The sequence below is a fragment of the Micromonospora sp. ATA51 genome, assembly GCF_016802855.1.
Lineage (GTDB): Bacteria > Actinomycetota > Actinomycetes > Mycobacteriales > Micromonosporaceae > Micromonospora > Micromonospora sicca.
Genome location: NZ_JAEVHJ010000065.1, coordinates 1 through 26204 on the forward strand (window position 1 = coordinate 1; position 26204 = coordinate 26204).

Sequence of the window (26204 nt, forward strand, 5' to 3'; positions counted from 1 at the left end):
CCGACATCGTCCACACCGTCGATGAGGGCCGCGCCGTGGTCGCCAACATCGCCGGCACCGCCGTCGACACCGACGGCAACACCCACTCCTTCGAGGGCGGGCACTACATCAGCGTCGTGGGCTACCGCGACGGCGGCCACACGGCGACCATCGCCGACTCGGCCGACCCGAACATGGCCTCCTACCGGATGAGCGTGGACAACCTCGCCGACTGGATCGCCACCCGCGGCTACACCGCCTCCTGACCCAACCGGCACCAACCCGAAAGGGCCGACCCCCACCCGGGGGCCGGCCCTTTCGTCGTCTCTTGACCACCCGGATCGGCCGCGCCGGTCCGGGCCTGACCGCCGGCTCAGGGGTGGCGGCCGGACCGGGCTGGTCGCGGTCAGCCGCCGGAGTCGTCCAGCTCGGCGCCGTCGGGCACGGTGTCGTCGTCCCGGCTGGCCAGCCAGCCGTCGGGCAGGAAGACCTTGCCCGGGGAGTTGGTCCGGCCGCGCGGCTGACCCAGGGTGGCCACCGGGAACGGCTCGGCCGGGTCGAGCTTGCCGAGCAGGTCGTCGAGCTGCGCCAGGCTGTCGATCATCGCCAGGGAGCGGCGCAGCTCGCTGCCGACCGGGAACCCCTTGAGGTACCAGGCGACGTGCTTGCGGAAGTCGGTGCAGCCGTCCCGCTCACCCCGGGTTGGGTTGCGCGCACCCGCGACGAACTGGTCGACGAGCAGCTCGGCGTGCCGGCGCATGGTCGCCGCCACCTCGCCCAGGCTGGGCAGCCGCCGCTCCGACCGGCCGTTGAACGCGGCCTCCAGGTCGGCGAAGAGCCACGGACGACCCAGGCAGCCCCGCCCGATCACCACGGCGTCGACGCCGGTGTGCGCCACCATCCGCAGCGCGTCGTCGGCCTCCCAGATGTCCCCGTTGCCGAGCACCGGCACGTCCAGGGCCTGCTTGAGGGTGGCGATCGCGTCCCAGTCGGCGGTGCCCGAGTAGCGCTGCGCGGCCGTACGCCCGTGCAGGGCGACCGCCGCCACACCCGCGTCCTGCGCGGCGAGCCCCGCCTCGACGTACGTCAGGTGGTCGTCGTCGATGCCCTTGCGCATCTTCACCGTGACCGGCACCCCGGCGGGCGACGCGGCGTCCACCGCGGCCTTCACCAGGCGGGCGAAGAGCCGGCGCCGCCACGGCAGAGCCGAACCGCCACCGCGCCGCGTCACCTTGGGCACCGGGCAGCCGAAGTTGAGGTCGATGTGGTCGGCGAGGTCCCGCTCCACCACGATCCGCACCGCGGCGGCGGTGATCTCCGGGTCGGTGCCGTAGAGCTGGAGGCTGCGCGGCTGCTCGTCCGCGCCGAAGGCGATCATGCGCAGCGTCTTCGGGTTCCGGTCGACCAGCGCCCGCGTGGTGATCATCTCGCAGACGTAGATGCCGCCGCCCTGCTCCCGGCAGAGCCGGCGGAAGCCGACGTTGGTGATGCCGGCCATCGGCGCCAGCACCACCGGCGGCCACACCTGGTGCCGCCCGAGGGTCAACGGGCGCAGCGCGGGCAGGGTCGGGGCGGTCACCGGACAAGTGTACGGGGCCCTGACCGGCACTCCTCCCGCGCCGGTCAGGGCCCCGTCAGCGACTCAGCAGCCGGGCAGGCGCTCGATCAGGTACCGCTCGACCTGGTCCAGCGAGACGCGCTCCTGGGCCATGGTGTCCCGGTTCCGCACGGTCACTGCGTTGTCGTCGAGGGTGTCGAAGTCGACCGTCACGCAGAACGGCGTGCCGATCTCGTCCTGCCGGCGGTAGCGGCGGCCGATGGCCTGCGAGTCGTCGAACTCGACCACCCAGCGCTTGCGCAGGTCCGCGGCGAGCCCCTTCGCCTTGGGCGAGAGCGCCTCGTTGCGGGACAGCGGCAGCACCGCCACCTTCACCGGGGCCAGCCGCGGGTCGAAGCGCATCACGGTGCGCTTGTCGACGCCGCCCTTGGTGTTCGGGGCCTCGTCCTCGTCGTACGCCTCGAGCAGGAAGGCGAGCACCGCGCGGGTCAGGCCGGCGGCCGGCTCGATCACGTACGGCATCCAGCGCTCGCCCTTGGTCTGGTCGAAGTACGACAGGTCGACGCCGGAGTGCTTGCTGTGCGTGGAGAGGTCGAAGTCGGTCCGGTTGGCGATGCCCTCCAGCTCGGCGAACTCGGTGCCGCCGAACTGGAACCGGTACTCGATGTCGACCGTGCGCTTCGAGTAGTGGGAGAGCTTCTCCTTGGGGTGCTCGTAGAAGCGCAGGTTCTCCGCCGACAGACCCAGGTCGAGGTACCAGTTCCAGCGCTGCTCGAGCCAGTACTCGTGCCACTGCTCGTCGGAGCCCGGCTCGACGAAGAACTCCATCTCCATCTGCTCGAACTCGCGGGTCCGGAAGATGAAGTTGCCCGGGGTGATCTCGTTGCGGAACGACTTGCCGGTCTGCGCGATGCCGAACGGCGGCTTCTTGCGGGCGACCGTCTCCACGTTCTTGTAGTTGACGAAGATGCCCTGGGCGGTCTCCGGGCGCAGGTAGTGCAGGCCCTCGTCGCTCTCCACCGGGCCCAGGTAGGTCTTCATCAGGCCGTTGAACATCTTCGGCTCGGTGAAGGTGCCCTTGTTGCCGCAGTTGGGGCAGTTCAGCTCCGACAGCGAGGTCAGCGGCTTGCCGTGCTTCTCGGCGTACGCCTCCTCCAGGTGGTCGGCGCGGAACCGCTTGTGGCAGAACTGGCACTCGGTCAGCGGGTCGACGAACTCGGCGATGTGGCCCGACGCCTCCCAGACCTTGCGGGCCAGGATGACCGCGGAATCCAGGCCGACCACGTCGTCGCGCTGCTGGACCATGGTCTTCCACCACTGCCGGCGGACGTTCTCCTTGAGCTCCACGCCGAGCGGACCGTAGTCCCACGCCGACCGGGTGCCCCCGTAGATCTCGCTGGAGGGGAAGACGAAGCCTCGGCGCTTGGCGAGACTGACGACGGCGTCGATACGGTCGGCTGGCATGTTTCCTCCTACGCCGGCTGGCGGTCGGCGGGGGCGATGTGGATGTAACGGTCAGTTCGCGACAACGGTACGGCTACCGGAGTCCCGAGCCCAGCAGAATACCGGGGGCGGGTCAGCTCACCCCGCAGACCTCCATGCCACCGGTCTGCGGATCCGCCGCCAGGGTCACCTGCTGGGCCTCCCGCTTGCCGCCGCTGAGCGTCACGTCGACCGGCACGGTGAGGGTCTGCGCGTCGACCCTGCCCACCCGGTAGCCGGAGATCGGGGGCTCCGCGGCCACCCGCTGCTCGAACTCCGGCCGGGGTTCGCGCCGCTGGGCGTCGTCGCAGAGCCGGTCGTACGCCCGGGACCAGTCCTTCTCCACCAGGGCCTGGTAGTAGTCGTCGGTCACCGTCCGGCCCTGCTCCTCGATCGCCTGCACGTTGCTCACCGCCAGTCCGACGATCGCCGCGCCGCCCCCGCCGCAGCAGAGCAGCACGGCCAGCGCCCCGACGCCGAGGCCGAGCCAGAGCCGGGCCCGGCCGCCCTCGGTGGGCGGAGCGGCGAACGGCGGGGCCACTCCCGGGCCGGCAGGGACGTCCGCTCGGCCGGCGACCCCGGGACCGGCGGCGCGCCGCCTTCGCCGGACAGCACGGGGTGAGGGGGCGGGCCTACCGGTCCGGGAGCGGTCATACGGCAGAGGGTAGTGCCCCCGCGGTCACCGGTAAGGACCTGCGGCCCGATCACTGGCGACGACGACGATCTCCCCGTCCGGCGCGGCGCTGGCCAGCGTCTCGTACGCCGACGGCTCGTCGACCGACTCGGCCAGCAGCGGCACCGCCGTGATCTTGACGTCGAAGCCGCCCAGCGCCCGCCGGTACGCCCCGACCGACTCCCACTCGGTGAGCAGGCACCAGTGCCTCGGGTCGTCCAGCGCGCGCAGCAACTCGCCGCGCAGGTAGCCGGGGCGGGCGGCGAGCGTCGTGAGGGCGGCGTGCGCCCGCTCGGTGAAGTCGGGCGCGACCTCGGCGTCCACCACGAACCGGTTGGTCACCAGCACCGGCGTCCTCCTCGTAGAGTCTGTGGGATGCAGCGTACGCAGAGCCCCCTGCTGGGCCGCCTGGCCCGGGTCAACCCGACGACGGTCTTCCTGGCCACGCTGGTCCTGGTGCTGGTGGCGCTCTTCGCGCCCGGTCCGGTCGGCGGCCTGCTGCTGCTGGCGCTGGCCGCGGGGCTGGTGTGTCTGATGGTGACCACCTGGCCGGTGCAGGCGCCGGCGACCCGGGTGATCCGCCTGGTGATGCTGACCCTGCTGATCGCGGTGGCCCTGGCCAAGCTGCTCTGACATGCAATCATGCGTTTTTGACAATCAATTTCGTTATCGCGGACAGTGGTCGTCATGACGATCCGCTCCGCGCGCCGCGTCCTGGCCGCCACCGCCACCGCCCTGCTCGCCCTCGGCGGCACCGCCGCCTGCTCCGACGGCGGGCCGGCCGGCGCCGACCCGGAGCGGGTCGACGTGGTGGCCGCCTTCTACCCGCTCCAGTTCCTCGCCGAGCGGATCGGCGGCGACGCGGTCAAGGTCACCAACCTGGCCAAGCCCGGCGCCGAGCCGCACGACCTGGAGCTCAACCCGCGCCAGGTCGGCCAGATCAGCGACGGGGAGCTGATCGTCTACCTCAAGGGCTTCCAGCCGGCCGTGGACGAGGCGGTCGACCAGAACGGCGGCGACCGGGCGTTCGACGTGGCCGGCGTGCAGCCGCTGCACGACGCGGCGGCCGGCGGTCACCAGCACGAGGGTGAGCCCGGCCACGAGGAGGAGACCGGCGGCAAGGACCCGCACCTCTGGCTCGACCCCACCCGGCTGGCCACCGTCGGCGACCGGCTCGCCGAGCGGCTCGGCAGGGCCGACCCGGAGCAGGCCGCCGACTTCACCGCCCGGGCAGCGGCGTTCCGCGCCGACCTGGCGAAGCTCGACACCGAGTACGCCGAGGGGCTGAAGACCTGCCAGCGCCGGGAGATCGTGACCAGCCACACCGCGTTCGGCTACCTGGCCGAGCACTACCAGCTCGAGCAGGTCGGCATCACCGGCCTCACCCCGGACAGCGAGCCCTCGCCGCAGCGCCTCGCCGAGGTGGCGAAGGAGGCCCGGGAGCACCGGGCCACCACCATCTTCTTCGAGACCCTGGTCAGCCCGAAGGTCGCCGAGACCGTGGCCCGCGAGGTCGGGGCGAAGACCGCCGTCCTCGACCCGATCGAGGGCCCACCCGCCGACGGGGACTACCTGTCGGCGATGCGCGCCAACCTCGAAACCCTGCGAACCGCGTTGGACTGCTCATGAACGCACCCGTCATCCAGGTCACGCACGCCGCCGTCGGCTACGACGGCCGCCCCGTGCTGCGGGACGTCTCGCTGACCGTCACCGCCGGCGAGGTGGTCGCCGTGCTCGGCGCCAACGGCTCCGGCAAGTCCACCCTGATCCGCGCGTGCTCGGGCTGGTCCCGCTCAGCGCCGGGTCGGTCACCCTGTTCGGCGCCCCGCAGCGCCGCTTCCGGCAGTGGCACCGGATCGGGTACGTCCCGCAGCGGCTCGGCGCCGGCAGCGGCGTACCCGCCACGGTGGGCGAGGTGGTGGCCTCGGGGCGGCTGGCCCGGCGGGGCGTACTGCGGCCGGCGGGGCGGGCCGACCGCGAGGCGGTCGCCGCCGCGCTGCGGGCCGTCGGGCTCGCCGACCGGGCCGGTGACCCGGTCGCCACCCTCTCCGGCGGCCAGCAGCAGCGCACCCTGATCGCCCGGGCCCTGGCCGGCGAACCCGAGCTGCTGGTGCTGGACGAGCCGACCGCCGGGGTCGACGCGGAGAGCCAGCAGGCGTTCGCCGCGGCGCTGCGCGGCTTCCTGGCCGGCGGCGGGACCGTGCTGCTGGTCGCCCACGAGTTGGGCCCGCTGCGACCGCTGATCAGCCGGGCGGTCGTCGTGCACGAGGGCGGCATCTGCCACGACGGCGCGGTGCCGGAGCCGGCCGGGCACCACGCGGAACCCGACCACGAGCACGTGCACCCGCACTGCGACGAGGAGCCCGCCGGGCTGTGGAGCATCTGACATGGACCTCTTCCAGTACGACTTCATGCTGCGCGCCCTGGTCGGCGCGCTGGTCATCGGGCTGGCCGCGCCGGCGCTCGGCATCTACCTGGTGCAGCGGCGGCTGGCGCTGATCGGCGACGGGATCGGGCACGTGGCGCTCACCGGCGTCGGGGCCGGGCTGCTGCTGAACCGTTCCCCGGTGCTGGTGGCGGTGCTCGCGGCGACCCTCGGCGCGATCGGCATCGAGCTGGTCCGCTCGCGCGGCCGTACCTCCGGCGACCTGGCCCTGGCGCTGCTCTTCTACGGCGGCATCGCCGGCGGCGTGATGCTGGTCGGGCTCTCCGATGCCAGCAGCGCGGCGCTCAACTCGTACCTGTTCGGGTCGCTGACCACCACGTCGCCGGCCGACCTGACCACGATCCTGGTGCTCGGCGCGGCGATTCTGGTGCTCATGCTGGCGCTGCGCCCGGCGCTCTTCGCGGTCTGCCACGACGAGGAGTACGCCCGGGTGTCGGGGCTGCCGGTCCGCGCGCTCAACCTGCTGCTGGCGGTGACCACCGCGGTGACCGTGACGATCGCCATGCGGGCGGTCGGCGTGCTGCTGATCAGCGCGCTGATGGTGGTGCCGGTGGCCACCGCCCAGCAGGTCACCCGGGGCTTCCGCAGCACCATGACGGCCGCCATGGCGCTGGGGCTCTTCGCCGCCGGGGCGGGCATCTGGGTGGCGGCCACCGCCGATACCGCGCCGGGCGCCTCGGTGGTGCTGCTGGCCATCGCCTCGTTCCTGGTGGTCGCGCTCGCCGCGGCCGGCTGGCGGGCGCTGCGCCGGCGGACCAGCCCGGCGGCCGCGCCGGCCCCCGAGCCGCACGAGGTCGTGCTCCGGTGAGCCACCCCTGAACGATCCTGCTGGCATTGGTTACCGTTACGGGATGACGGGCACGAACGGGTACGACGCCTTCGAGGGCGCGGGTGACCTGCTGCGTGCACTGTCCGCGCCGATCCGGCTGGCGATCGTGACCGAGCTGGCGCAGGGTGAACGGTGCGTGCACGAGCTGGTGGAGAAGCTGGGCGCACCCCAGCCGCTGGTCTCCCAGCACCTGCGGGTGCTCCGCGGCGCCGGCGTAGTCCGCGGCTCCCGGCGCGGCCGGGAGATCGCGTACGCCCTCGTGGACGAGCACGTCGCACACATCGTGGCGGACGCGGTCAGCCACGCCGGGGAGGGACCGTGACCGAGGGGACGTTGCGGAACACGCGGCAGCGGACGGCCGTGAGCACTCTGCTGGCCGAGGTGGAGGGCTTCCACAGCGCGCAGGACCTGTACGCGATGCTGCGCCAGCGGGGCGAGCGGGTCGGCCTGACCACCGTCTACCGGACATTGCAGGGGCTGGCCGACGCCGGCGAGATCGACGTGATGCGCCCGCCCGGCGGCGAGCACCTCTACCGGCGGTGCAGCGAGGGTCACCACCACCACCTGGTCTGCCGGGACTGCGGGCGGACGGTGGAGGTGGCCGGGCCGACGGTGGAGAGCTGGGCGGAGCGGGTCGCCGCGCAGCACGGGTACGCCGAGGTCAGCCACACCCTGGAGATCTTCGGCACCTGCCCGGCCTGCGCCGGCTGAGAATTCTCCCCCGTGCCCCGGCGGCCGGCGCGTGGCACGCTGTCCGGCGTGAAGATCTACGCCGACCGTTTTCCCACCGCTCTCCGTCAGCTCCTCACCGACCTCCTCGTCGTCGCCTGGGTCTACGCGGCGATCCGCTTCGCGCTCTGGCTGCACGACCTGGTGCAGAAGCTGGCCGTACCCGGACAGAAGCTGGAAGGGGCCGGCGGCGGCCTCGCCGACAACCTGGCCGACGCCGGCGGCAAGGTCGGCCGGGTGCCGCTGGTCGGCGACGAGCTGACCGGCCCCTTCAACAAGGCCGCGGAGGCCGCCCGGGCGGTCGCGGAGGCGGGCCGCGACCAGCAGGAACTGGTCGGCCAGCTGGCTCTCGCGCTCAGCATCGCGGTGCTGGTCTTCCCGCTCGGACTGGTGCTCTTCGGCTGGCTGCCGCTGCGGGTGCGCTGGATGCGCCGGGCCGGCGCGGCGAAGGCGCTCGCCACCGCCCCCGCCGGCCGGGACCTGCTGGCGCTGCGGGCCCTCGCCGGCCAGCCGCTGGGCCGCCTGACCCGGATCGCGCCCGACGTGGCCGAGGCGTGGCGCCGCGGCGACGACGCCACCGTCGACGCGCTCGCCGCGCTGGAGCTGCGCAGGCTGGGACTTCGGGCGGGCCGCTAGGGTGTGGCGGTGCTGTACTTCCTGATCGTCGTCGCCGTGCTGCTGCTGGCGTACGCGGGCGTCCTGGTGAGCTTCGTCCGCAAGGGCCGCAAGATCCCGCCGCAGGCGTACCTGGTGCTGGCCGTGCTCAACGGACTCATCCTGGCCGCCATCATCGCCTGGGCCATCGCCCGCTGACCGGCCGGCGGGATGCGGCATGCCGCGGTCTCCGGGCGACCGGGAACCGCGACATGCCGCACGCCGTCACGAACGGGGTGGGATGCGGCGGCGGACGTCCTTCGCCGTGGACGGGCCGGGGGTCCAGCGGGCCACCCAGGGGGCGTCCGCGGGCGGGGTGGCGACGCCCTCCTCGAGGGCGGCGTACCGGCCGGCGAGGATCCGCTTCGCCGCCGCCACGTCCAGCGAGTCGGTGTTCGACCAGAGCCCGGTGAACAGCTCCTCGATCCGCAGCCGAGCCTGCCGGCAGAACAGGTCGGCCAGCTCGACGTTCTCCGGGCGGCTGTCCTTCTCCGCGTACGCCCGGACGCAGACCGCGGACATCGCGAACAGCTCCGCGCCGATGTCCACCACCCGGCCGAGGAACGCCTGCTTGCGCTCCATCTTCCCCTGCCACCGGGACATCGCGTAGAACGTCGACCGGGCCAGCTTGCGTGAGGTCCGCTCGACGTGCCGCAGGTGACCGGCGAGCGGGCCGAACTCGGCGTACGCGCCGGGGGCCTGGCCCTTGCCGACGGCGAGGGTGGGCAGCCACTTGGCGTAGAACACGCCGGCCCGCGCGCCGGCCTTCGCCTTGCGACCGAGGCCGGCGTCCGGGTCGATGATGTCGCCGGCCACCGAGAGGTGCGCGTCCACCGCCTCCCGGGCGATCAGCAGATGCATGATCTCGGTGGAGCCCTCGAAGATCCGGTTGATCCGCAGGTCACGCAGGATCTGCTCGACTGCGGCGGGGCGTTCGCCCCGGGCGGCGAGGGAGTCGGCGGTCTCGTAGCCGCGCCCGCCCCGGATCTGGATCAGCTCGTCGGCGATCTTCCAGGCCATCTCGCTGGCGTAGAGCTTGACCAGCGCCGCCTCGATCCGGATGTCGTTACGGTCGTCGTCGGCGAGCAGGCAGCAGAGGTCGAGCATGCTCTCCATGCCGTACGTGGTGGCGGCGATGAAGGCCAGCTTCTTGGCGACGGCCTCGTGCTCGCCGAGCGGCCGGCCCCACTGGATCCGGTCGGCGGCCCACTCCCGGGCCACGTTGAGCGACCACTTGCCCGCCCCGACGCACATCGCCGGCAGCGAGAGGCGGCCGGTGTTCAGCGTGGTCAGGGCGATCTTCAGCCCCTTGCCCTCGCCGCCGATCACGTTCTCCTTAGGCACGAAGACGTCGTGGAACCGGGTGAGGCTGTTCTCCAGGCCGCGCAGGCCGACGAAGGCGTTGCGGCGTTCCACCGTGATGCCCTCGCTGTCGCCCTCGACCACGAAGGCGGTGATCCCGCCGCGCCGGCCCTCGGCCGCCGGCACCCGGGCCATCACCACCAGCAGGGTGGCGACCGTGCCGTTGGTGGCCCACAGCTTCACCCCGTTGAGCCGGTAGCCCGTGCCGTCGGCGGTGGGCTCGGCGGTGGTGGCCAGCCGGGCCGGGTCGGAACCGACGTCCGGCTCGGTGAGCAGGAACGCGGAGACCTCACCGGCGGCGAGCCGTGGCAGGAACCGCTGCTTCTGCTCCGGGGTGCCGAACATCTTCAGCGGCTGCGGCACGCCGATCGACTGGTGCGCCGAGAGCAGCGCCCCGATGGCCGGGCTGATCGAACCGGCCCGCATCAGCGCCCGGCAGTAGTGCAGGTTGCTCAGCCCGAGCCCGCCGTACTTCTGGTCGATCTTCATGCCGAAGGCGCCGAGCCGGGCCAGGCCGTGGAAGACCTCGTCCGGGATGGACGCCTCCCGCTCGATGGCCCCGCCGTCCACCTCGGAGTCCAGGTACGCCCCGAACGCACCGAGGAACTCCTCGGCCCCCGCGACGTCGTCCGGGTCGGACCGCGGCCAGGGGTTGATCAGGTCGAGCCGGAACCGGCCGAGGAAGAGTTCCTTGCCGAAGCTGGGCCGGTCCCAGGCCGACTCCCGGGCCGCCTCGGCGACCTGACGGGCCTCCTTCTCGGAGACCTGCCCCGCCTCGGCGGGCAGCGGTGCGGCGCCGCCGGCCTCGTCGATCGCGGCGGCGGTCGTGGCCGCCTCGCCCCCGGGCGCCGGGGGACCGTGGTCGGGATCGTTGATCGGCGCCACCCGTCCGGTGGGGCCGCCCGCGCCCTGCGTTCCGTCCGGTCGGCTGTTCTGTGTCGTGGTCACGGCTGCCCCCTCGAACCTCGGTCCGGCTGCGTCAACGTGCGCGACAAAAACGACGCTACCCCCGGGTGTTACCCAGGGGTAGCGTTCTTGGCACGTCCGATTTGGCGAGATGACAGCGGGGCTCAGTCGCCGGCGAGCACCTGCGGGTCGTCGTCATCGTCGTCGATGTCGTCCTCGCCCCAGTTGCGCCGGGCGAACGGCAGGATCACCCAGAAGGCCAGGAACCAGATCCCGGTGACCGCGCTGAGCAGCAAGGCGACCGGCCGGCTGAGCACGAAGTCGGTGATCAGCAGGACGGCGCTGACCATCGAGATCAGCATGAAGCCGAGGCCCCCGCCGGCCATCCGGTGGGCGAACCGGACCAGCTCCGGCTTGCGCCCCTGCCGGAACAGCGCCCGGTGGAAGGCGACCGGCGAGATGATCATCGCGGTGGCCGCCGCGGCGCCCAGCAACGCGACGATGTAGACGTTCTTCTGGAAGTCGGTGACGCGGGTGAAACCGTTGCTGAACGGCAGGGTCAGCAGGAAGGCGAAAAGGATCTGCACCCCGGTCTGCGCCACCCGCAGCTCCTGCAGCAGGTCGGCGAAGTTGCGCTGCCAGCGCTGCTTCTCGGTTTCCTTGGACACCGACCACCTCCACGAAGACGGTACTGCCGGCGGGGAGCACCCCGTCGGCAGCTGAGCCTTTGCCCCGCCGGGCGTTTCGCGAAACCGCCTCGCGGACGCCCGCCGCCCGGGCCGGGGGCGAACCGGTCACGCCCCCCGGCGGATCCGGCCGGCGTACCGGGCCTCCAGCTCGGCGTTGTGCTCGTCGCCACCGGTGATGTTGGCCGACAGGTAGACCGGGGGCCGCTCCCCCGCCGCCAGCAACCGGGCCACCACCTCCGCCACGATCTGCTGGGCCAGCAGCGCGGCCGTCATCGAGGAGACCGCGCCGACCGCGCCGCCGCCGGGCAGCGGCAGGGTGGCGTCGCCGTACGGGGCGCCGTTGTCGAGCACCACGTCGGCGAAGTCGGCGAGCTTACGGCCCGACGGGTGGCGGGACGTCATCCGCCCCGAGTGCTCGGCCGAGGTGATCGCCACCAGGTCGTGTCCCCGCTCCTTGACCAGGGCCGCGAACTCGACCATGGCCCCGTTGACGCCCGAGTTGGAGGCGAGCACGAACACGTCCTGCGGGCGTACCGGGGCCAGCTCGTAGAGCCGGTGCGCCACGGCCGGGTCGCGTTCCAGCTTCGGACCGAGGACGTCGGCCGGCTCACCGCCGTAGAGCACCAGGTCGCGCAACGCGATCCGGTTGGTCGGCACCAGCCCGCCGGCCCGGCCGGCGATCTCCATGGCGAGCGCCTCGGAGTGGCCGGTGCCGAACGCGTGCACCACCCCGTCGGCGCGCAACGCCTCGGCGATCAGGTCGGCGGCCCGACCCACCACCTCGCGCTGGCCGGCGGCCACCCGACCGATCGTGTCGGTCACCACCGCCAGGTACGCCTCCGCGCTCACCGTCATGCTTCCTCCGTCCGTCGGTTCCGGGCCAGCCACTCCCCCGCGAAGTCGACCGCCGCCCGCTGCCTCATCAACCGGCCCGTCCCGTCCCCGACCGCGCCCACCCGTACCGCGCCGGTGGCCTCGAAGTCGTCGCCGAGCCGGGCGAAGTCGCTCTCGTCCAGGTCCACGTCCGCCCACCACACCCACTCCCGGCCACCGTCGCCGGTCCGCACCGCCGCGCCGCAGCGCTGCCGGGGCGCGCCGGCCGCCGGTACTCGGCGAGGTGCAGCGAGGTGTTCGAGCCGTGGTCGACGCCCAGCAGCAGCACGTCGGCGTCGAGGTCGTGCAGCCGGGCCAGCGGGGAGCCCTCGCCCAGCATGTCGGCCACTGCGTGGCCGGCGACGATCCGCCCGGCGGCCGGGCCGAGCGCGGCGAAGGAGACCTGCGGGTGATCGCTGCGCAGCGCGCCCGGCCAGGTACGCACCTGCTCCGCGAGCGTGCCCATGAACCGGCTCGGCGTCAGCGCCGGGTCGAAGCCGGGCAGCTCCGCCCGGATCACCGGCCACCAGTCCGCCGGCACGGGCGGATTGTTCCAGCCCGCCGGGTCGCTGTTCTCCGGGGTGTGGGTGGGCACCACGAGGGTCCCGTCCGGCCCCAGCACGTCGCGCAGGGCCAGCACCACCGTCTCCGGCCCGCCGCAGACGAAGCCGAGCGGGCGCAGCGCCGCGTGCACCAGGAGCGCACCGCCGGGGCGTACGCCGAGGTCGCGGAACTGGGCGGCGAGCGACGCGCGGGTGTGCGGCCGGGCCGGCGCGGGCGTCGCGATCACGCGGCGGTCCGGGCGATGATCGCCTCGGCCAGCGGCCCGGGCGCCTCGTCGGGGATCCAGTGCGTGACGCCGGAGAGTTCCACGAAGCGGTAGTCGCCGGTCACGTGGGACGCGCAGGCCTCGGCGGCGGTCCGGCCGATCGCGATGTCCTTGTCGCTCCAGACGAAGGTGGTCGGCACGGTGGTCGGGCCGACGGCCTTCATGTCCGCCCCCGACATCGCCCGGTACCAGTTCAGCGCGGCGGTCAGCGCGCCCGGCGCACGCATCGGGTCGGCGTAGCGGGCGACCCGCGCCGCGTCACCCACCCCGCCGAGCAGCTTGCGCAGCGCGGTGGCGTTGAGGGCCAGCAGCACCTTCTCGGCCTTGCCCGGCTTGCGGAACAGCGCGATGTAGGCGGAGCGGGCCTTCTGCTGGGCGGTGGCGAGCGCGTGGGCCATCGCCGCCGGGTGCGGCACCGAGACCGCGGTGAGGGTGCGGACCCGCCGCGGGTGCGCGGCCGCGAGACCCCACGCCACGATCGCGCCCCAGTCGTGCCCCACCACATGCGCGGACTCCACCCCGAGCGCGTCGAGCACGCCGGCCGCGTCGGCCACCAGTTCCGGGATCCGGTACGCCTCGACTTCCGCCGGCCGCGCACCCGGCGCGTAGCCCCGCTGGTCCAGCGCGTACGTGCGCAGCCCCGCCGCGTGCAGCGCGGGAACCACGTCGTCCCACTCGCCGCCGTGCTGCGGGAAGCCGTGCAGCAGCAGGACGGGTACGCCGTCCTCGGGACCGCCGGTGCCTACCTCGAACGTCAGACCTCGCGCGTCGACCCGCATGATCGTCACCCTACCCAGCGGGCCGGGTCGGGGCCGGAACGCGACCACCTGCTGGGCCGGCACCCCTGGTCGGTGCTAGCGTCTGCCGAGACAACTTCACATCCGACAGGGGAGCGCACAGCGCTGAGAGTGCGGGCATCGCCCGCAGACCCTCGAACCTGATCTGGGTAATGCCAGCGCAGGGAGTTCGGTCGACCTCCAGCCGCGCCGCCGTCCGGTGACACCGGGCGCGGCGTGCGTCTTCTCCTGGTTCGTTTCACTGGACTGGGAGCAACCATGGACAACACCGCCAACCGGTGGCGCACCATCGACATCGTCATCGCCTCGGTGCTCGGGGTGGCCTTCGGCGTCATCTTCTGGGCCTGGGGCCTGCTGTGGAACGGGCCGGCGGACGCCATCCCGCTGCCCGGCCGGGCCGTGCTGTACGGCGTCTGGCTGGTGCCCGCCGTGCTGGGCGCGCTGATCATCCGCAAGCCGGGCGCCGCGTTCTTCACGCTCACCTTCGCCGCGCTGGTCTCCGTCGCGCTCGGCAGCAGCTGGGGCTGGACGCTGGTCGTGCAGGGCCCGCTCGAGGCGGCGGCGGCGGAACTCGCCTTCGCGGTCTTCGGGTACCGCACCTACCGACTGCCGGTGGCGCTGCTGGCGGCCACCCTCGCCGGGCTCGCCGCCTCGCTCTACGACGTGTTCATCTGGTACCCGGGCACCGCGTGGGGCAGCTTCCGCCTCCCGTACATCCTGATCACGGCGGTCAGCTCCTGGTCGTGGCCGGCCTGGGCAGCGTCGCCCTGACCCGCGCCCTGGCGGGGACGGGCGTCCTCGACCGCTTCCCCGCCGGCCGCGAACGCCCCGCCGTCTGACCGCCACCCCCGCACCCGGAGCCGCGTTGATCATGAGGTTGTCGTCATCCGGCGTGGCGTGTCGGGACGACAACTTCATGATCGCCGGACGAGAGGGGGTGGAGCGGTGAGCGCCGTGCAGCTGCGGGGGTTCGGGTGGCGGCACGCGGGCCGGAAGGCGTGGGCGGTGCGCGGGGTTGACCTGCGCGTCGAGGCCGGCGAGCGGGTACTGCTGCTCGGGCCCTCGGGAGCCGGGAAGAGCACCCTGCTCAGCGCGCTGGCCGGGCTGCTGCCCGAGGACTCCGGTGAGCAGGAGGGCACCGTCGAGATCGACGGGCTCGACCCGCGCAAGGCCCGGGAACGGGTCGGCATCGTCTTCCAGGACCCGGAGACCCAGCTGGTGATGGCCCGCTGCGGCGACGACGTCGCGTTCGGGCTGGAGAACCGGGGCGTACCGGCCGACGAGATCTGGCCCCGGGTGGACGAGGCGCTGCACCGGGTCGGCTTCCCGTACCACCGGGACCGGCCCACCGCCGCCCTCTCCGGCGGCGAGCAGCAGCGGCTCGCGCTGGCCGGGGCGCTGGCCCTGCGGCCGACGCTGCTGCTGCTCGACGAGCCGACCGCCAACCTCGACCCGGCCGGCGCGGCGCTGGTCCGGCGGGCCGTCGCGGACGCCGTCGACGCGGACACCACGCTGATCCTTGTCGAGCACCGGGTCGCCGAGGCGCTGCCGCTGGTCGACCGGGTGGTCGTCCTCGAACCCGGTGGCGGGGTCCGGGCCGACGGACCGCCCGCCGCGGTCTTCGCCGCGCACGGCGACGCGCTCGCCGCCGAGGGCGTCTGGGTGCCGGGTCGGATCGTCGCGCCCCGGCACGCGACCGCGCCGGCCGGCGAGCCGCTGATCACCGCCGACCGGCTCGGCCTGCCGCCCCGGCTGGCCCCCACCGACCTGTCCGTACGCGCCGGCGAGGCGCTCGCCGTCCTCGGCCCCAACGGCGCCGGGAAGTCCACCCTGGCCCTGCTCCTCGGCGGACTGCTCCGCCCCGGCACCGGCACGGCCAGCGCCACCGCCGTGCTGGCCGGCCGGGACGCCGGCACTTCCCCGCACCGCTGGCGGGCGCCGCCCTGGCCGCGCGGATCGGCTCGGTCTTCCAGGACCCGGAGCACCAGTTCGTCACCGGCACCGTCTTCGACGAGCTGGCGCTCGGCCCGCGCCGGACCGGCCGGTCCGAGGCGGCGTGCGGGCCACGGTCGAGACGCTGCTGGAACGGCTCCGGCTGGCGAAGCTGGCCGGCGCCAACCCGTACACCCTCTCCGGCGGCGAGGCGCGGCGGCTGAGCGTGGCGACCGCCCTGGCCACCGCGCCCCGCCTGCTGATCTGCGACGAACCCACCTTCGGTCAGGACCGGCGGACCTGGCGGGAGCTGGTCGACCTCTTCGCCGAGCTGCGCGACGCCGGGCACGGCGTCGTCACCGTCACCCACGACCCGGACTTCGTCGCCGCGCTGGCGGACCGGACCGTCATCCTGGAGCGCCGGGCATGATCGTCATCGAGCCGGTCGCCGCGCCCGGTGCGCCGCTGGCCCGGCGCAATCCGGTCGCGAAGCTGGCCGCCGCGCTGGTCTTCTCGGTCGCCCTGATCGCCACCCTGGACCCGGTGGCCCCGGCGATCGCCATCGCGATCGAGCTGGGCGTGCTGCCGCTGTTCGGCGTGCGTTACCGGGTGCTGGCCCGGCGGGCCTGGCCGCTGCTGGCCGGCGCCGCCGGCATCGTGGTCACGCTGGTGCTGTTCGCCGCGGACCGGTCCGGCCGGGTGCTGGTCGAGGCCGGGCCGGTGACGGTGACGTCGGGGGTGCTGCTGACCGCGCTGGGGCTGGTGCTGCGGATGCTCGCGGTGGCGCTGCCCGGCGTGATCGTCTTCGCCACCACCGACCCGACCGACCTGGCCGACGCGCTGATCCAGAACGCGAAGGCGCCGGCCCGCTTCGCCATCGGCGCGCTGGCCGCGTTCCGGTTGGTGCCCCTGCTCGGCCAGGAATGGCAGATGATCAGCATGGCCCGGCGGGCCCGAGGCGTGGACGCCGGCCGCAACCCCCTGGCCCGGCTGCGGCTCTTCGTCTCGACCGCGTTCGCCCTGCTGGTCGGGGCGATCCGCCGGGGCACCCGGCTCGCGGTGGCGATGGACGCCCGCGGCTTCGACGCCGGCACCCCGCGCACCGTCGCCCGCCGACAGCGCTTCACCACGGCGGACGGGCTGCTGATCGCCGGGGCGGCGGCGCTGGCCGGCGGCGCGCTCGCGGCCAGCATCCTGCTCGGCACCTTCCGCCCGCTGCTCGGCTGAGAAGCCGGCGAGTGCTCCGTCACCGCCGGAGCTGCGCCACCCCGGCCTGGTACGCCAGCACGACCGCCTGCACCCGGTCCCGCACCCCCAGCTTGGCGAAGATGCGGTTGACGTGCGTCTTCACGGTCGCCTCGCCGACGAAGAGCTGGCCGGCGATCTCGCGGTTGGACAAACCGAGGGCCATCATCCGCAGCACCTCGGTCTCCCGGAGGGTCAGGTCCGCCAGGCCGGGGCTGCCGCCGACCGGCGCCGTCGCGGTGTAGTGGTCGATCAGCCGACGGGTGATCGACGGGGACAGCAGGGCGTCGCCGCGGGCGGCCGTCCGCAGGGCCTCGGCCAGATCCTTCGGCGGCGTGGTCTTGAGCATGAATCCGGACGCGCCGGCGCGCAGCGCCCGGTAGACGTACTCGTCGAGGTCGAAGGTGGTCAGCATGATGATCCGGACGTCCGCCCGCGCGGCCAGGATGCGCTCGGTCGCGGCGATCCCGTCGAGCCGCGGCATGTGGATGTCCATCAGCACGACGGCGGGCTGGAACCGGGCCGCGAGCAGCACGGCATCCTCGCCGTCGGCGGCGTCGGCGACCACCTCGATGTCGGGCTGCGCACCGAGGATCATCCGCAGCCCGCCGCGGACCAGCGCCTCGTCGTCGGCGATGAGGACCCGGATCACGTCGTGGTCCCCGTCGTGGAGAGCGCGGAAGCCGACGCCTCGGGATCGAAGGGCAGTTCGACCCGCACCTCGAAGCCGCCGTCCACCCGCGGGCCGGCGGTGACCGTGCCGCCGAACAACTCCGCCCGTTCCCGGATCCCGGTCAGGCCGTGACCGGTGCCGTTGCTGCGGCGGGCGGGGCCCGGTCCGTCGTCGACGACGTGCAACCGCAGGGCGTTACCGCCCACCTCGACGGAGACATCGACGGTCGACCCCGGTGCGTGCCGGGCGGCGTTCGTCAGCGCCTCCTGCAGGATGCGGTAACCGCTGACGTCGGCGGCCACCGGGACCGTCGTGAGGTCGCCCGTGACGCGCACCTCGACCCGGCCGCCGGCGATGCGTACCGCGGCGGTCAACGGGTCGATCCGCCGCAACGACGGGAGCCCTTCCGGGGCGGCCTCCGCGCCGCGGAGGATGACGAGCAGCCGACGCAACTCGGTGACCACCTCGCGCCCGACGTCCTGCACCGCCTCGAGCGATTCGCGGGCCTGGTCGGCGTCCGAGTCGAGCACGGCCTGCGCCGCGCCGGCCTGGAGCACCATCACCGAGACGCCGTGGGAGACGATGTCGTGCAGCTCCCGGGCCACCCGCAGCCGCTCGTCGGTCCGGGCGGCGGCTTCCCGTTCGGCGGCGAGCGCGACCAGCCGGGCGGCCTGCGCCCGACGCATCCGCACGGCGTAGCCGGGGCCCAGCACGGCGAGCCCGACGAAGAGGATGAACATCCAGTCGGAGTCGCCCGCAGCGAGGTTCTCGATCCCGAGCGAGCCGAAGTAGCTGACCGCGGCGACCGCCGGCGCGGCCCGCCCACCGACGGCGATGCCGGCGAAGCAGGCGGCGACCAGCGCGAGCAGCGGTACGACCGGCCACTCCGGAAGCACCGGCGTGAAGCTCTGCGCGGTGAAGCAGGCGCCGGCCAGGACGGCGGCCGCCCGGGGGTACGCCGTGCAGCCCGCCACCGCGAGGCCGTAGCCGGCCAGCAGCACGGTGAGCACGGCGAGCCAGCCGCCGGGCAGCGCGGCGATGTCCGGCCCCTGTCCCTCGACGTAGCCGGCGAGCGGGACGTACAGCTCGGCCAGGCCGAACGCGAACAGCGCGACACCCGCGACGAGGACCGCGCCGCGGCGCCAGCGGGATCGGATGTCGAGGGCGGCGGACATGGTGGGAAGGGTATCGGCGGAGCCGGCGGCCCGGCGTCCACCCACGGGTGTAGGAGGGCCGGGCGGAACTCCACCCGCGGATCAACTTCGCGGCGGACGACCCGCCCGGACCCGACTCCTAGCGTCCATCACACAGCTTCGAGAGGGAGATTCTGATGGATGACAGGACCGGATGGCGGTACGGCCGGCGGCTCACGGCGGTCGCCCTGGCCGCGGGCGGTGTGCTGTACGGCGTCGCGAACGCCTTCTACTGGGTGATGTTCCCGGACGACGTGTCCGAGACCGCCGGCAACGTGGCGGTGGCCGCCGGGAACCTGGGCGCCTGGCGGGCGGAGACCGTCCTGTTCGCACTGGCACATCTGCTGCTGCTGCCGGCGATGGCCGGACTGGCCGCCGCCCTCGGCCGGCGCAAGCCGCTCGTCGCCGCCATCGGCGGCAGCGTCGCCCTCCTCGGCCTCTACTTCTCCGGCGTCCACCTCTGGCATTACAACGCGTTCTTCGGGGCCCTCGCCGGCGCCGGCGTCGACGCGGACGCCGCCCGGCCGGTCGTCGACGCCCTCGACAACGATCCGTTCGTGATGGCGTCGTTCGCCGTGTGGCTGCTGGGCTGGCTGGTCGGGCTGCTGGTGCTGGCCTTCGGCGCCTGGCGCGCCGGCCTGGTGTCGCTGTGGGTGCCGCTCGTCCTCACCGGCGGGCAGGTGCTCGACATCGTCACCGAGGGGGCCCCGCTCAAGATCGCGGTCAGCCTGCTGATGGTGGCCGGGCTGTTCGGCCTGGCCCGCGGTGTCGACCGCCGTCGCCCGGCCGACTCGCCGGGCGAGGCGAAGGCCGCGCTGGCCGCACAAACCTGAGCCGGGGTACGGGGACATGGGCGGGTCGCCGCATCGCGCGACCCCGCCCACGTGCGTCCCGTCCCGGCCGTCGGTGCGACGGCCGGGATCGTCGGCCCGCCGCCGGCCGCGCCCTACAACTCAGCTGCGGCGGAAGGCGTACCGGCGGGTCTGGCCGGCGCGCTGGCTGCGCCCGGCGAACCGGGCGTCCCGACCGGCCGGCGGACCGCCCTTCGGCGGTGGCGGGATCTCCGCCTGCGTCGACGCCGGCAGGGCGACCGGCGCGGCCGGTGCCACCGCGGGGATGTCGACGTCGGGCAGGGTCACGTCCACCACGGACGGCCCGGACGACGGCTTACGGGACTTCTTCGGACTGCGTTTGGCGGGCATACGCTGCCTCCTGACTGCGGGGCGCCGGTGGCGCGGCGAGCGGGGAACGGGGCTGCCCCGACGGGCCCGACCACGGAGGACGTCGCGACGACGGCGGCGAGTGGCATGCGGACGCCCGGAGCAGCGGCCCGCGGCGACGGCGGCGGGCCAGCTTCCGAAAAAGGGCGTCAGTTACGCATGCCCCGAGGCTATCCGACGGCCCGGGCGACCCGCAGCCGAATTACTGGCACGATCGGCGACATGCTGATCGCGTTCTCGATCACCCCGCTCGGCGTGGGTGAATCCGTCGGTGACCTGGTCGCCGAGGCCGTCCGGGTGGTCCGCGAGTCCGGGCTGCCGAACCGGACCGACGCCATGTTCACCACCGTGGACGGCGAGTGGGACGAGGTGATGGCGGTGGTGAAGCGCGCCGTCGACACCGTCGCCGCCCGGGCACCCCGGGTCAGCCTGGTGCTGAAGGCGGACGTCCGGCCCGGGGTGACCGACGCGATGCACGCGAAGGTCGCCCGCATCGAGGCCCGGCTGGCCGAGGGCTGACCCGGGCCGACGCGGCCGCTGCGCCGCACCGACGGCCGGCTGCCCGACCCCGACCGCCACACCGCGCTGACGGTGCGCTCACCCGACGTCGATGAGTCGCCCCGGGCCGCCGTCGACCGCGATACGGTCGCAGGACGGGCAGTCCGGCGAGAGGTGGCGGTACGGATGGCACAGCAGGCGACGGCGCAGATCGGCGTGACCGGTCTGGCGGTGATGGGTCGGAACCTCGCCCGGAACCTGGCCCGCAACGGTTTCATCGTGGCGGTGCACAACCGGTCGCCGGAGCGCACCCGCAGCCTGGTCGCCGAGCACGGCGACGAGGGCGCCTTCGTCCCGTCGGAGTCCCTCGCCGACTTCGTCGCCTCGCTGGAGCGGCCCCGCGCGGTCATCGTCATGGTGAAGGCGGGCGGCCCGACCGACGCGGTGATCGACGAGCTGGTGCCGCTGCTCGAGGAGGGGGACATCGTCGTCGACTGCGGCAACGCGCACTTCGCCGACACCCGCCGCCGCGAGGAGGCGCTGCGCGGGCACGGGCTGCACTTCGTCGGCACCGGCGTCTCCGGCGGCGAGGAGGGCGCGCTCCGCGGCCCGAGCATCATGCCCGGCGGCTCGGCCGAGTCGTATCGGAAGCTCGGGCCGATCTTCGAGAAGATCGCCGCGCAGGTCGAGGGCACGCCGTGCTGCCGGCACATCGGCCCGGACGGCGCCGGCCACTTCGTGAAGATGGTCCACAACGGCATCGAGTACGCCGACATGCAGCTCATCGCCGAGGCGTACGACCTGCTGCGGGCCGGGCTCTCGGCGAGCCCGGCGGAGATCGCGGAGATCTTCCGGGAGTGGAACGGCGGCGAGCTGGAGTCGTTCCTCATCGAGATCACCGCCGACGTGCTGGCGCACACCGACGCCGCGACCGGCAAGCCGTTCGTGGACGTTGTGCTCGACCAGGCCGAGCAGAAGGGCACCGGCCGCTGGACCGTGCAGAGCGCCCTCGACCTCGGCATCCCGATCACCGGCATCGCCGAGGCGACCTTCGCCCGGTCGCTCTCCGGCCACGCCGACCAGCGCGCGGCCGCCCGCCGCACCTTCGCCGACGCGGGCGAGAAGTGGCAGGTCGACGACCGGGAGACGTTCGTCGAGGAGGTGCGGCGCGCGCTGCTGGCCAGCAAGATCGTCGCGTACGCACAGGGCTTCGACCACATCCGGGCCGGCAGCCGGGAGTACGACTGGGACATCGACCTGGGCGGCACCGCCACCATCTGGCGGGGCGGCTGCATCATCCGGGCCCGCTTCCTGGACCGGATCCGGGAGGCGTACGACGCCGAGCCGGAGCTGGCGACGCTGCTGGTGGCGCCGTGGTTCGCCGACCGGGTGAGCGCCGGCGTGCCGGGCTGGCGGCGGGTGGTCGCCGACGCGGCCCGGGCGGGCGTGCCGACTCCGGCGTTCTCGTCGTCGCTGGCCTACTTCGACGCGCTGCGCGCCGAGCGGCTGCCGGCCGCGCTGATCCAGGGGCTGCGGGACAACTTCGGCGCGCACACCTACCGGCGGGTCGACCGCGAGGGCTCCTTCCACACGCTCTGGGCCGGCGACCACTCTGAAGTGGAGGCGTGAGGCTCAACCGCCCAGCGGGCGGCGCGGTCAGGCGAGGGCGGCGTGCATCTCCCAGACCAGGATCTCGGCCGGCTCGGTGGCGGTCACCCGCTGTCCGCCGGTCATGGTGATCCGGGCCGCGTCCCCGTCGCCCAGCCGACCGGTGCCCTCCAGCGTCACCGCCCCGTTGGGCACGTAGAGGTGCAGGAACGGCGCGTCCGGGAGGGTCACCTCGTCGCCGGGGGCGAGCCGGGCGGCGTGCAGGGTGGCGTACCGGTTGCGGATCCGGATCGCGGACGCGCCGTCGTACTGGTCCATGCCGGAGGCGACCGGGACCAGGCCGCCGCGGAGCAGCTCGTCGCCGATCTCCAGCTGCTCGTACCCGGGGTCGACCCCTCCTCGTCGGGGATCACCCACATCTGGACGAAGTGCACGGGGTCGTCGTGCGGGGTGGTGCCGGCGAGCCGCCAGGCGTCGTTCTTCTCCGAGTGCAGGATGCCGGTGCCCGCGCTCATCCGCTGCGCCAGGCCGGGGTAGATGACGCCGGAGTGGCCGGTGGAGTCCTGGTGCACCAGCGAGCCGCGCAGCACCCAGGTCACGATCTCCATGTCCTGGTGCGGATGGGTCTCGAAACCGGTGCCCGGGTGCACCACGTCGTCGTTGTTGACCAGCAGCAGCCCGTGGTGGGTGTTGGCCGGGTCGTAGTGCCGGGAGAACGAGAACGAGTGCTTCGAGTCGAGCCAGGACAGCCGGGTCGTGAACCGGTCGGCGGCCCGCCGGACGTCCACGGCGGGCATGGGGGCGACAGCGGTCACCAGGCACGCTGCCCGGTCTCGGTGGGCGCCCAGGTCAGCGCCGGCTCGCCGGTGGCCCCGAGCTCGGCGATCTCGCCGGAACGCACGCTCGGGACGTGCCCGAACTCGGCGCAGTGCTGCTCGGCGATCTCCGCGCAGATCCCGGCCACCTGCTCGCAGATCGGGCTGCCGAGGTCGGCCGCGTTCAACGCCATGATCATCTTGTACCGGAGATCCCGCATCCCCACCCCCGTGGCGGGCGCGTCCCGACGGCGCGCCCTGGGCCGATCGTACGCGCGAGCGCCCCGCCCTCCGGCCGGAAAGCCGGATGCGGGGCGCGGTCCGCGAGCCCGGTCAGCGCCGCGACGCCGCGGCGCCGACCGTCGACGTCACCAGAACCGACGACGCTTGGCCTTCTGCGGCCGCAGCATGTCGGCGCCCTTGGTGAGCAGTCGGCTCACCCCGGACGAACCGCGCCGGGCCTCCAGAGTGTGGCTGAGCCGACGGGCGCCGGCCGCCGCCAGCGGCACGGCGACCGCCATGACCGCCCACTGGGCAATCCGCTTCTGAATCATGTGGGTTCACCTCCGCGATTGGCTGCTGTCCGGATTGATACCCAGCCCGCCGCGCCGGTAAGCGTGACTCAGATCCGCGGCGCGACCGGGTTGGGCAGCGCGCCACCGAAGCGGCGGTCCCGCTGGGCGTACAGCTCGCAGGCGTACCAGAGGTGGCGGCGGTCGAAGTCCGGCCAGAGCGTGTCGAGGAAGACCAGCTCGGCGTACGCGCTCTGCCAGAGCAGGAAGTTGGAGGTCCGCTGCTCGCCGGAGGGGCGCAGGAAGAGGTCCACCTCGGGGACCTCCGGGTGGTACAGGTACTTCCCGATGGTCTTCTCGGTGACCTTGCCCGGGTCGAGCCGGCCGGCGGCCACGTCGCGGGCGATCGCGGCGGCGGCGTCGGCGATCTCCGCCTGGCCGCCGTAGTTGACGCAGAACTGGAGGGTCAGCGTCGAGTTGCCCCGGGACATCTCCTCAGCCGTCTGCAACTCGGAGATGACGCTCCTCCAGAGCCGGCCGGCCCGACCCGACCAGACCACCCGGACGCCGAGGTCGACCAGCTGGTCCCGGCGGCGGCGGATGACGTCCCGGTTGAAGCCCATCAGGAAGCGGACCTCGTCCGGCGAGCGCCGCCAGTTCTCGGTGGAGAAGGCGTACGCGGACAGGTAGGGGATGCCCAGCTCGATCGCGCCCTCGATGGTGTCGAAGAGGCTGTGCTCGCCCTGCTCGTGACCCTTGGTGCGGGGCAGGCCGCGCTCCTTGGCCCACCGGCCGTTGCCGTCCATCACCACCGCGACGTGCTTCGGCACCGCGTCGGCGGGCAGCGCCGGGGGCCGGGCACCCGACGGGTGCGGAGTCGGTGGCGCCGGCTCGCGCCGGCCGGCACTCGTCGATCGGATCACTCGGTCTTCTCCCTGTTCACACCGTCCGCCTCCGCGACCGCGCCGACCGGCGGCGGGACCGCGGTGGCCGCCGGGGCACCCCGGTCGACCAGCGGCAGCGAGCGTAGCGCGCGCTCCAGGTGCCACTGCAGGTGCGCCGCGACCAGGCCGCTGCACTCCCGGCGTACGCCGGTCTCGGTGGCGTCGGCGAGCACCCAGTCGCCGGTGGTCAGGGCGGACATCAGGTCGATGGTGGCCGGCGCCGGGTGGGCCGCACCGGGCGGCCGGCAGTCCGGGCAGACCGCGCCGCCGGCCGGTACGGAGAACGCCCGGTGCTGCCCGGGCGTGCCGCAGACCGCGCACGCGGTCAGGGCCGGCGCCCAGCCCGCGAGGGCCATCCCGCGCAGCAGGTACGCGTCGAGCACCAGCGTGGTGGCGTGCTCGCCCCGGGCCAGGGACTTGATCGCGCCCAGGGTGAGCTGGAACAACCGCAGCGACGGTTCCCGCTCGACCGGGGTGAGCCGCTCGGCGGTCTCCGCGATCGCGCTGGCCGCGGTGTAGCGGGGGTAGTCGCCGAGGAACCGCTTGCCGTACAGGTCGATCCCCTCGACCTGGCTGACGGTGTGCAACGAGCTGCCGTGCTCGCCCTTCGGGTCGCCGGCGAGCTGGAGGTCGACGTGGCCGAACGGCTCCAGCCGGGCGCCGAACTTGCTGGTGGTGCGCCGGATCCCCCGCGCGACCGCGCGCAGCCGGCCGTGCCGGCGGGTGAGCAGGGTGATGATCCGGTCGGACTCGCCGAGCTTCTGCACACGCAGGACCACCGCGTCGTCGCGGTAGAGCTGTCGGCGGTACCCGGCCATCCGGTCATTCTCCCTCGGGGTGCGATCTCAGGGTCGGTTCGGGGTGGACGGGCGGAGGAACCCGGATGTGCGCCGGGCCGCCCCGGTCGTAGCGTGCTGGCCATGGCTCTGCACCAGACCACCGCCGTCGCCGCGCGCACCGGGGTCGCCGCGGCGGCGGCCGCCGCCCTGATCCTCCTCGCCGGGTGCGACACCCTCTCGTTCCGCCGGCTCGACTTCGACAACACCGAGGCGGTGAAGATCAGCCGGATCACCGTGCTGCCCGGCTCCGGTGACGTGACGGTCCGCGCCTCCGGCACCACCCCCCAGGTACGGATCAAGCGGATGGTGCGCTACCAGGGCGGCGAGCCCGACGCGCGGTACGAGGTCAAGGGCGACGAGCTCGTGCTGGACACCGACTGCGGGAACCGGTGCAGCATCTCCTACGAGGTGACCGCTCCGGAGGGGGTGGCGGTCCGGGGTGAGACCGGCTCCGGCAACGTGGAGCTGACCCGGGTCGGCCCGGTGGAGATCAAGCTCGGCTCCGGCGACATCACGGTGACCGGCGCCACCGGCCCGGTACGCGCCGAGACCGGCTCCGGCAACATCGAGGTGGTCGACGTGGCCGGCCGGGTGGACCTGCATGCCTCCTCGGGCGACATCAGCGCCCGCCGGCTCGGCGACCAGGTGGACGCGGAGGCCAGCTCCGGCAACGTCACCGTGGAGCTGGACCGGCCGGCCTCCGCCCGGGTCCACGCCGGCAGCGGCGACGTCGAGCTGACGGTGCCGGCCGGCCGGTACCGGGTCCGGTCCAGCACCGGCTCCGGGGACGCCGAGCAGGGCGTCGCCGACGACCCCACCGCGCCCCTGCTGCTCGACGTCGGCACCGGCAGCGGGAACGTGACGATCAGCCAGCGCTGATCTCCGTGCCGGTGGCCGCCCGCACGCCCCGCTGGGCGGG

Annotated in this window: 30 protein-coding genes, 4 pseudogenes and 1 riboswitch; of the genes and pseudogenes, 16 read left to right on the forward strand and 18 right to left on the reverse strand. The window is 73.8% G+C overall.

The genetic code is table 11. The annotated features are described in order from the left end of the window. The coding region (locus tag JNW87_RS13160; protein WP_238453768.1) for a C39 family peptidase at positions 1 to 245 on the forward strand (245 nt) is incomplete at its 5' end. 140 nt (positions 246 to 385) lie between these two features. Here JNW87_RS13160 and dusB read toward each other — a convergent pair. From dusB to JNW87_RS13180, 4 genes are all read right to left on the reverse strand, one after another. After that, positions 386 to 1558, reverse strand: a complete 1173-nt coding sequence (gene dusB / locus JNW87_RS13165; protein ID WP_309233949.1) for a tRNA dihydrouridine synthase DusB — start codon at positions 1556 to 1558, stop codon at positions 386 to 388. A 63-nt stretch (positions 1559 to 1621) separates the two neighbouring features. Continuing rightward, positions 1622 to 3001, reverse strand: a complete 1380-nt coding sequence (locus tag JNW87_RS13170; protein ID WP_109803246.1) for a glycine--tRNA ligase — start codon at positions 2999 to 3001, stop codon at positions 1622 to 1624. Positions 3002 to 3113: 112 nt separating this feature from the next. Then, entirely contained in the window at positions 3114 to 3560 is a 447-nt protein-coding gene (locus tag JNW87_RS13175) for a hypothetical protein (protein WP_109803269.1), read from the reverse strand. A gap of 138 nt (positions 3561 to 3698) precedes the next feature. Then, complete coding sequence (locus tag JNW87_RS13180) at positions 3699 to 4040, reverse strand: antibiotic biosynthesis monooxygenase family protein (RefSeq protein ID WP_238453769.1); 342 nt, start codon at positions 4038 to 4040, stop codon at positions 3699 to 3701. Between the two features lie 27 nt (positions 4041 to 4067). On the opposite strand from JNW87_RS13180, the gene JNW87_RS13185 reads away from it, so the two are divergent. From JNW87_RS13185 to JNW87_RS13220, 8 genes and pseudogenes are all read left to right on the forward strand, one after another. Further along, entirely contained in the window at positions 4068 to 4325 is a 258-nt protein-coding gene (locus JNW87_RS13185) for a DUF6703 family protein (RefSeq protein ID WP_238453770.1), read from the forward strand. A gap of 54 nt (positions 4326 to 4379) precedes the next feature. After that, positions 4380 to 5321 (forward strand): metal ABC transporter substrate-binding protein, encoded by a 942-nt coding sequence (locus JNW87_RS13190; RefSeq protein ID WP_109803249.1) that lies wholly within the window; start codon positions 4380 to 4382, stop codon positions 5319 to 5321. Next, positions 5318 to 6078, forward strand: a pseudogene (locus JNW87_RS13195) (metal ABC transporter ATP-binding protein). The gene JNW87_RS13190 and the pseudogene JNW87_RS13195 overlap by 4 nt, the downstream one beginning before the upstream one ends. A gap of 1 nt (position 6079) precedes the next feature. Next, positions 6080 to 6946 carry a metal ABC transporter permease gene (locus JNW87_RS13200; protein ID WP_109803251.1) on the forward strand — a complete coding sequence of 289 codons (867 nt, stop codon included), beginning with the start codon at positions 6080 to 6082 and terminating at the stop codon, positions 6944 to 6946. 43 nt (positions 6947 to 6989) lie between these two features. Continuing rightward, entirely contained in the window at positions 6990 to 7289 is a 300-nt protein-coding gene (locus JNW87_RS13205) for a metalloregulator ArsR/SmtB family transcription factor (RefSeq protein WP_109803252.1), read from the forward strand. Then, complete coding sequence (locus JNW87_RS13210; RefSeq protein ID WP_109803253.1) at positions 7286 to 7678, forward strand: Fur family transcriptional regulator; 393 nt, start codon at positions 7286 to 7288, stop codon at positions 7676 to 7678. The genes JNW87_RS13205 and JNW87_RS13210 overlap by 4 nt, the downstream gene beginning before the upstream one ends. 48 nt (positions 7679 to 7726) lie before the next feature. After that, complete coding sequence (locus JNW87_RS13215; protein ID WP_109803270.1) at positions 7727 to 8332, forward strand: hypothetical protein; 606 nt, start codon at positions 7727 to 7729, stop codon at positions 8330 to 8332. 9 nt (positions 8333 to 8341) lie between these two features. Next, the gene (locus JNW87_RS13220) at positions 8342 to 8509 is read left to right on the forward strand and encodes a hypothetical protein (protein WP_201749773.1); all 168 of its coding nucleotides are present in this window, start codon (positions 8342 to 8344) and stop codon (positions 8507 to 8509) included. Between the two features lie 66 nt (positions 8510 to 8575). On the opposite strand, the gene JNW87_RS13225 is transcribed toward JNW87_RS13220, so the two are convergent. The 5 genes and pseudogenes from JNW87_RS13225 to JNW87_RS13250 all read right to left on the reverse strand — a co-directional run bounded on the left by JNW87_RS13225 (position 8576) and on the right by JNW87_RS13250 (position 13788). Beyond that, positions 8576 to 10525, reverse strand: coding sequence for an acyl-CoA dehydrogenase family protein (locus JNW87_RS13225; RefSeq protein ID WP_109803271.1), 1950 nt, complete (start codon positions 10523 to 10525; stop codon positions 8576 to 8578). Between the two features lie 257 nt (positions 10526 to 10782). Then, positions 10783 to 11286, reverse strand: coding sequence for a DUF6328 family protein (locus JNW87_RS13230; protein WP_109803254.1), 504 nt, complete (start codon positions 11284 to 11286; stop codon positions 10783 to 10785). Between the two features lie 126 nt (positions 11287 to 11412). Continuing rightward, a complete protein-coding gene (locus tag JNW87_RS13235) occupies positions 11413 to 12162 on the reverse strand; it encodes a sugar isomerase domain-containing protein (RefSeq protein WP_109803255.1) in 750 nt (249 codons plus the stop codon). Continuing rightward, a pseudogene (locus JNW87_RS13245) lies at positions 12159 to 12970 on the reverse strand (aminoglycoside N(3)-acetyltransferase). Before JNW87_RS13245 ends, JNW87_RS13235 begins: the two are co-directional and overlap by 4 nt. After that, positions 12967 to 13788, reverse strand: a complete 822-nt coding sequence (locus JNW87_RS13250) for an alpha/beta fold hydrolase (protein ID WP_109803272.1) — start codon at positions 13786 to 13788, stop codon at positions 12967 to 12969. The pseudogene JNW87_RS13245 and the gene JNW87_RS13250 overlap by 4 nt, the downstream one beginning before the upstream one ends. 97 nt (positions 13789 to 13885) lie before the next feature. Beyond that, positions 13886 to 13991, forward strand: a riboswitch (TPP riboswitch). A 73-nt stretch (positions 13992 to 14064) separates the two neighbouring features. Here JNW87_RS13250 and JNW87_RS13255 point away from each other — a divergent pair. The 3 genes and pseudogenes from JNW87_RS13255 to JNW87_RS13265 all read left to right on the forward strand — a co-directional run bounded on the left by JNW87_RS13255 (position 14065) and on the right by JNW87_RS13265 (position 16965). Beyond that, positions 14065 to 14645, forward strand: a pseudogene (locus tag JNW87_RS13255) (ECF transporter S component). Between the two features lie 106 nt (positions 14646 to 14751). Next, positions 14752 to 16168 (forward strand): annotated as a pseudogene (locus JNW87_RS13260) (ABC transporter ATP-binding protein). Then, positions 16165 to 16965 (forward strand): energy-coupling factor transporter transmembrane protein EcfT, encoded by an 801-nt coding sequence (locus tag JNW87_RS13265; protein WP_109803259.1) that lies wholly within the window; start codon positions 16165 to 16167, stop codon positions 16963 to 16965. The pseudogene JNW87_RS13260 and the gene JNW87_RS13265 overlap by 4 nt, the downstream one beginning before the upstream one ends. A gap of 19 nt (positions 16966 to 16984) precedes the next feature. Here JNW87_RS13265 and JNW87_RS13270 read toward each other — a convergent pair whose 3' ends face one another. Next, positions 16985 to 17635: a response regulator transcription factor gene (locus tag JNW87_RS13270; protein WP_109803260.1), complete on the reverse strand. Its 651-nt coding sequence runs from the start codon at positions 17633 to 17635 to the stop codon at positions 16985 to 16987. Beyond that, positions 17632 to 18831 (reverse strand): sensor histidine kinase, encoded by a 1200-nt coding sequence (locus JNW87_RS13275; RefSeq protein ID WP_238453772.1) that lies wholly within the window; start codon positions 18829 to 18831, stop codon positions 17632 to 17634. Before JNW87_RS13275 ends, JNW87_RS13270 begins: the two co-directional genes overlap by 4 nt. A 155-nt stretch (positions 18832 to 18986) precedes the next feature. On the opposite strand from JNW87_RS13275, the gene JNW87_RS13280 reads away from it, so the two are divergent. Next, positions 18987 to 19682, forward strand: coding sequence for a hypothetical protein (locus JNW87_RS13280; protein ID WP_161557914.1), 696 nt, complete (start codon positions 18987 to 18989; stop codon positions 19680 to 19682). Between the two features lie 120 nt (positions 19683 to 19802). Here JNW87_RS13280 and JNW87_RS13285 read toward each other — a convergent pair whose 3' ends face one another. Further along, on the reverse strand, positions 19803 to 20051 hold the full coding sequence (locus tag JNW87_RS13285) for a hypothetical protein (protein ID WP_109803262.1): 249 nt from the start codon (positions 20049 to 20051) through the stop codon (positions 19803 to 19805). 240 nt (positions 20052 to 20291) lie between these two features. Here JNW87_RS13285 and JNW87_RS13290 point away from each other — a divergent pair, with 240 nt between their 5' ends. Next, positions 20292 to 20588, forward strand: a complete 297-nt coding sequence (locus JNW87_RS13290; protein WP_109803263.1) for an MTH1187 family thiamine-binding protein — start codon at positions 20292 to 20294, stop codon at positions 20586 to 20588. 165 nt (positions 20589 to 20753) lie between these two features. Continuing rightward, on the forward strand, positions 20754 to 22196 hold the full coding sequence (gene gndA / locus JNW87_RS13295; protein WP_109803273.1) for an NADP-dependent phosphogluconate dehydrogenase: 1443 nt from the start codon (positions 20754 to 20756) through the stop codon (positions 22194 to 22196). A 27-nt stretch (positions 22197 to 22223) separates the two neighbouring features. Here the strand turns inward: gndA and JNW87_RS13300 are convergent, their stop codons facing one another. The 6 genes from JNW87_RS13300 to recO all read right to left on the reverse strand — a co-directional run bounded on the left by JNW87_RS13300 (position 22224) and on the right by recO (position 25264). Then, positions 22224 to 22406, reverse strand: a complete 183-nt coding sequence (locus JNW87_RS13300) for a hypothetical protein (RefSeq protein ID WP_238453773.1) — start codon at positions 22404 to 22406, stop codon at positions 22224 to 22226. Then, positions 22403 to 22990, reverse strand: a complete 588-nt coding sequence (locus tag JNW87_RS13305) for a pirin family protein (RefSeq protein WP_238453774.1) — start codon at positions 22988 to 22990, stop codon at positions 22403 to 22405. Before JNW87_RS13305 ends, JNW87_RS13300 begins: the two co-directional genes overlap by 4 nt. Further along, positions 22987 to 23211 carry a thioredoxin reductase gene (locus JNW87_RS13310; RefSeq protein ID WP_109803265.1) on the reverse strand — a complete coding sequence of 75 codons (225 nt, stop codon included), beginning with the start codon at positions 23209 to 23211 and terminating at the stop codon, positions 22987 to 22989. The genes JNW87_RS13305 and JNW87_RS13310 overlap by 4 nt, the downstream gene beginning before the upstream one ends. 147 nt (positions 23212 to 23358) lie before the next feature. Next, positions 23359 to 23544, reverse strand: a complete 186-nt coding sequence (locus JNW87_RS13315; protein ID WP_109803266.1) for a hypothetical protein — start codon at positions 23542 to 23544, stop codon at positions 23359 to 23361. 68 nt (positions 23545 to 23612) lie between these two features. Next, on the reverse strand, positions 23613 to 24425 hold the full coding sequence (locus JNW87_RS13320) for an isoprenyl transferase (protein ID WP_109803267.1): 813 nt from the start codon (positions 24423 to 24425) through the stop codon (positions 23613 to 23615). Beyond that, positions 24422 to 25264 (reverse strand): DNA repair protein RecO, encoded by an 843-nt coding sequence (gene recO / locus JNW87_RS13325; protein ID WP_109803268.1) that lies wholly within the window; start codon positions 25262 to 25264, stop codon positions 24422 to 24424. The genes JNW87_RS13320 and recO overlap by 4 nt, the downstream gene beginning before the upstream one ends. A gap of 102 nt (positions 25265 to 25366) precedes the next feature. On the opposite strand from recO, the gene JNW87_RS13330 reads away from it, so the two are divergent. After that, positions 25367 to 26164: a DUF4097 family beta strand repeat-containing protein gene (locus JNW87_RS13330; RefSeq protein ID WP_109803274.1), complete on the forward strand. Its 798-nt coding sequence runs from the start codon at positions 25367 to 25369 to the stop codon at positions 26162 to 26164. The last annotated feature ends 40 nt before the right edge of the window (positions 26165 to 26204 follow it).

What these genes read in the sequence shown, in the direction of transcription:
- JNW87_RS13170 (WP_109803246.1), bottom strand. Translation starts at nt 3,001, where the DNA reads ATGCCAGCCGACCGTATCGACGCCGTCGTCAGTCTCGCCAAGCGCCGA.
- JNW87_RS13185 (WP_238453770.1), top strand. Translation starts at nt 4,068, where the DNA reads ATGCAGCGTACGCAGAGCCCCCTGCTGGGCCGCCTGGCCCGGGTCAAC.
- JNW87_RS13190 (WP_109803249.1), top strand. Translation starts at nt 4,380, where the DNA reads ATGACGATCCGCTCCGCGCGCCGCGTCCTGGCCGCCACCGCCACCGCC.
- JNW87_RS13200 (WP_109803251.1), top strand. Translation starts at nt 6,080, where the DNA reads ATGGACCTCTTCCAGTACGACTTCATGCTGCGCGCCCTGGTCGGCGCG.
- JNW87_RS13205 (WP_109803252.1), top strand. Translation starts at nt 6,990, where the DNA reads ATGACGGGCACGAACGGGTACGACGCCTTCGAGGGCGCGGGTGACCTG.
- JNW87_RS13235 (WP_109803255.1), bottom strand. Translation starts at nt 12,162, where the DNA reads ATGACGGTGAGCGCGGAGGCGTACCTGGCGGTGGTGACCGACACGATC.
- JNW87_RS13250 (WP_109803272.1), bottom strand. Translation starts at nt 13,788, where the DNA reads ATGCGGGTCGACGCGCGAGGTCTGACGTTCGAGGTAGGCACCGGCGGT.
- JNW87_RS13265 (WP_109803259.1), top strand. Translation starts at nt 16,165, where the DNA reads ATGATCGTCATCGAGCCGGTCGCCGCGCCCGGTGCGCCGCTGGCCCGG.
- JNW87_RS13275 (WP_238453772.1), bottom strand. Translation starts at nt 18,831, where the DNA reads ATGTCCGCCGCCCTCGACATCCGATCCCGCTGGCGCCGCGGCGCGGTC.
- JNW87_RS13280 (WP_161557914.1), top strand. Translation starts at nt 18,987, where the DNA reads ATGGATGACAGGACCGGATGGCGGTACGGCCGGCGGCTCACGGCGGTC.
- JNW87_RS13285 (WP_109803262.1), bottom strand. Translation starts at nt 20,051, where the DNA reads ATGCCCGCCAAACGCAGTCCGAAGAAGTCCCGTAAGCCGTCGTCCGGG.
- JNW87_RS13290 (WP_109803263.1), top strand. Translation starts at nt 20,292, where the DNA reads ATGCTGATCGCGTTCTCGATCACCCCGCTCGGCGTGGGTGAATCCGTC.
- gndA (WP_109803273.1), top strand. Translation starts at nt 20,754, where the DNA reads ATGGCACAGCAGGCGACGGCGCAGATCGGCGTGACCGGTCTGGCGGTG.
- JNW87_RS13310 (WP_109803265.1), bottom strand. Translation starts at nt 23,211, where the DNA reads ATGCGGGATCTCCGGTACAAGATGATCATGGCGTTGAACGCGGCCGAC.
- JNW87_RS13315 (WP_109803266.1), bottom strand. Translation starts at nt 23,544, where the DNA reads ATGATTCAGAAGCGGATTGCCCAGTGGGCGGTCATGGCGGTCGCCGTG.
- recO (WP_109803268.1), bottom strand. Translation starts at nt 25,264, where the DNA reads ATGGCCGGGTACCGCCGACAGCTCTACCGCGACGACGCGGTGGTCCTG.
- JNW87_RS13330 (WP_109803274.1), top strand. Translation starts at nt 25,367, where the DNA reads ATGGCTCTGCACCAGACCACCGCCGTCGCCGCGCGCACCGGGGTCGCC.